Origin of the sequence: Mesorhizobium sp. M2A.F.Ca.ET.067.02.1.1 (genome assembly GCF_004023285.1) — a bacterium.
Taxonomy (GTDB): Bacteria; Pseudomonadota; Alphaproteobacteria; order Rhizobiales; family Rhizobiaceae; genus Mesorhizobium.
Genome location: NZ_RZSB01000611.1, coordinates 1 through 3,688 on the forward strand (window position 1 = coordinate 1; position 3,688 = coordinate 3,688).

Sequence of the window (3,688 nt, forward strand, 5' to 3'; positions counted from 1 at the left end):
ATCCCGCCCAATATGGAGAAATATGTCGGCGTCGGCCGCCAGGTCCGCGCGTTGATGCTGGCGCTGACGCCGCAGGTCGAGCCGCTGTCGATCGACGAGGCGTTTCTCGACCTCGCCGGCACCGAGCGTCTGCACGGCATGCCGCCGGCGCTGGTGCTGGCGCGCTTCGCGCAGACGGTGGAAAAGGAACTCGGCATCACCGTCTCGGCGGGCCTTTCCTACTGCAAGTTCCTGGCCAAGATCGCCTCGGATTTCCGCAAGCCGCGCGGCTTTTCGGTGATCGGCGAAGCGGAGGCGCCAAGCTTCCTCGCCGCGCAGCCGGTGACGCTGATCTGGGGCGTCGGCAAGGCTTTGGCCGCGACGCTGGAGCGCGACGGCATCCGCATGATCGCGCAATTGCAGCGCATGGAGCGCGGCGACCTGATGCGCCGCTATGGCGTCATGGGCGACCGGCTCTACCGGCTCTCGCGCGGCGAAGACGACCGCCCGGTCGACCCCGGCGGCGATGCCAAGAGCGTGTCGGCCGAAACCACTTTCGATAATGACATCGGCGCCCTGTCGGAACTGGTGCCGGTGCTGCGCGGCCTGTCGGAAAAGGTCTCGGCCCGGCTGAAGAAATCCGGCATTGCGGGGCGCACCGTGGTGCTGAAGCTGAAGACCCAGGATTTCAAGACCCGCACCCGCAACCGCCAGCTCGGCGATCCGACGCGCCTTGCCGACCGCATTTTCCAGACCGGCCTCGACCTGTTGCGCCGCGAAGCCGACGGCACGAAGTTCCGCCTGCTCGGCATCGGCGTCAGCGATCTCTCCAATGACGACAAGGCCGACCCGCCCGACCTGGTCGACATCCAGTCGCGCAAGCGCGCGCTGGCCGAAGGCGCGATGGACACGTTGCGCGACAAGTTCGGCAGGAAAGCGGTCGAGACCGGCTATACATTCGGCAAGGGCCGTGCCGCCAATCCGCCCGAGCCGCTGGAGGATTGAGGTTTCGAGCAATTCCAGGAAAAGTGTGAGCGGTTTTCCGTCCGGAATTGCGTCAAAGCAACGGTCAGTTGCGCTTCAGATCCATCCGGCTGGTCACCACCATCTTGCCGGTGGCCGGATCCATGTCGGTCACCGTCATGCGCATATTGTCCGGCCCGATCTTCTCGACCGTCAGCTCCGCGTCGCGGTCGCCATTGACGACTTTCGCCCAATGGATGTCGAGGTCGATCGCATCGCCCTTGCGGCTTCCGTTGAGCCCGGCGGGTCCGCTGCGCGAGCCGATATAGGTGCCGGTGTAGCTCGCCCCGCTGACCTTCAGGTCGGCGCGGATTTCGCGCGACATGATCAGCAGCGCGCGGCAGGTGCCGTCGAGCGACAGCGAGTCCGCCGTCGCGTCCGAGGTGAAGGTGCAGTTGATGTTCATCACCGGCGTGTTCGTCCTGATCCTGACCGTTCCCTTGCCGGAAAACTCGCCCTGCAGCGAACGCAGGCAGGCCGCCTCGTCGGCATGCGCGCCGGTCGCGCAGAAAAGACAGGCGGCGGCCAGCAAGGCAGCGGTCGATTTCATCAAGGCGTTCCCCTCTCGCGATCACTAGTACAATTCCAGGAAAAGTACGAAACGGTTCGGCCGGCGCCTGCCGACGGAAGGCGTGGGCTTAACGGATGCCCAGGCGTCAGGTTCCGCCGCGGCGATGACTGTTTTTTGACACGAATCCCTGGCCCAGTGGAATAACGTCGCTAACGGTTGCAGGCCAGGTCCGGGCTTGCGAGATAGAGCCCCAAATGGCACCCGCTCCCTCGATCCCCAAAGCCGCATTCTGGATGGCGCTGTCAATCGCCTCCTTCCTGGCGATGACCGTTGCCGGCCGCGCCACGACCAGCGATCTCAACGTCTTCCAGGTGCTGGAGCTGCGCTCGGTGATCGGTTTCTTCATCCTGCTGCCGCTGGTGATGACAAGCGGCGGCTTCCGGGCGATGCTCACGAAACGCCCGTTTACGCATATCGCCCGCAATGTCATCCACTATACCGGCCAGGCGGCGTGGCTCTATGCGCTGACGCTGATACCACTCGCCGTGCTGATTTCCATTGAATTCACCACACCGATCTGGACCGCGGTTTTCGCAGTCGGTTTTCTTGGCGAACGGCTCTCCAGGCCCAGGCTGACGGCTATCGTGCTCGGCCTGATCGGGGTGATCATCATCGTGCGTCCAGGCGTCAGCTCGGTCAATCCGGGGCAGCTCATCGTACTGGGCGCCGCGGTCTGCTTCGGCTGTTCGGTGGTCATGGTGAAATCGCTGACGAGGACAGACAGCGTCGTGCGCATTATCTTCTGGATGCTGATCATCCAGTCGGTGCTCGGCCTGCTGCCCGCGCTCTACGAGTGGCGCAACCCGCCGCTTTCGCTCTGGCCATGGATCGTGGTAATCGCTTTCACAGGCATGTCGTCGCACTTCTGCATGGCGCGCGCACTGGCCTATGCGGACGCCACCCTCATCTCGCCGATGGATTTCCTGCGGGTGCCGCTGTCGGCGTTTGTCGGCTGGCTGCTCTATCACGAACAGATCGACATCTTCACCGCCGGCGGCGCGGCGCTGATTCTGGCCGGCAACCTGCTCAATTTGCAGAAGAAGACGCCGCAAGTGGCGGAGGCTGAGGCGGCAACGCCCTGAGCTAAACCAACTCCACCTCGACCACGCCCGGCACCGCGCGCATTGCCGACGCCACTTGCGGCGAGATGCGGTAGCGGCTGGGCAGCTCGATCTCGACCTCGCCCTGTCCTGCATCCTTGATCAGCACGAAGCTCACCTGCCCTTCGCCCTTGACCGAAAGCTGGTTGGCGAGCGTGCCGAGGGGTGCTGCGTCACGCACGAAGATGCGCAGCGCCTTCTGGATGCGGCTGGCTTCGTCTTCCAGCGACTGCACGGTCTGGATGCGCAGATTGATGCCTTCCGGCCGGTCTTCGGCCGAAACGGTGATCACCACCGAGCGGCCGGGCTCCAGCATGTCGCGATACTGCGCCAGGCCTTCCGAGAACAGCACCGCCTCATACTGGCCGGTCGTATCGGAAAACTGCACCACGCCCATCTTGTTGCCGGTGCGGGTCTTGCGCTCCTGCTTGGTGGTGACGGTGCCGGCAAGCCGCCCGGCGGCCGCGCCCCGTTTGACGGCGGCCGAGAATTCCGCCCAGTTCTGCACCCGCATCTTCTGAAGCGCGGCCTTGTACTCGTCCAGCGGATGCGCGGAGAGATAGAAACCCACCACCTGGAACTCGCGGTGCAGCCGGTCGGCTGCAAGCCAAGGGTCGGTCGCCGGCAGGTTGAGCGCCTGCGATTGGCTGCCGAGCGATGCGCCGAAAATGTCGGCCTGGCCGGAGATGGCGTTCTGCTGCGCCAGCGAGGCAAGCCCCATCATCCGCTCGACCCCAGCCATCATCTGCGCGCGGTCGTTGCCGAAGCAATCCAGCGCACCGGCCATGATCAGGCTTTCGAAGACGCGCTTGCCGACGATCTTCGGATCGACCCGCTCGCAAAAATCGGCAAGGTTCTTGAACGGCTTCTCGCCGCGCACGGCGACGATGTGCTCGACCGCCGCCTCGCCCACGCCTTTGAGCGCCGCCAGAGAATAGAAGATCTTGTTTTCACCCACTTCGAACGGGCGGAAGCTGGTCATCACCGACGGCGCCACCACCTCGATGCCGAGGCG

4 protein-coding genes are annotated in these 3,688 nt (G+C 64.5%); 2 read left to right on the forward strand and 2 right to left on the reverse strand.

Annotated features, from left to right (window positions below):
* Positions 1-984, forward strand: a 984-nt coding sequence (locus EOA28_RS28580) for a DNA polymerase IV (protein WP_128315525.1), incomplete at its 5' end; no start/stop codon positions are given.
* A 64-nt stretch (positions 985-1,048) separates the two neighbouring features.
* Here EOA28_RS28580 and EOA28_RS28585 read toward each other — a convergent pair.
* The gene (locus EOA28_RS28585) at positions 1,049-1,552 is read right to left on the reverse strand and encodes a hypothetical protein (protein WP_128315526.1); all 504 of its coding nucleotides are present in this window, start codon (positions 1,550-1,552) and stop codon (positions 1,049-1,051) included.
* Between the two features lie 215 nt (positions 1,553-1,767).
* Here EOA28_RS28585 and EOA28_RS28590 point away from each other — a divergent pair, with 215 nt between their 5' ends.
* The gene (locus tag EOA28_RS28590; RefSeq protein ID WP_128315527.1) at positions 1,768-2,655 is read left to right on the forward strand and encodes a DMT family transporter; all 888 of its coding nucleotides are present in this window, start codon (positions 1,768-1,770) and stop codon (positions 2,653-2,655) included.
* 1 nt (position 2,656) lies between these two features.
* On the opposite strand, the gene EOA28_RS28595 is transcribed toward EOA28_RS28590, so the two are convergent.
* Positions 2,657-3,688, reverse strand: a 1,032-nt coding sequence (locus EOA28_RS28595) for an OB-fold nucleic acid binding domain-containing protein (RefSeq protein ID WP_245501615.1), incomplete at its 5' end; no start/stop codon positions are given.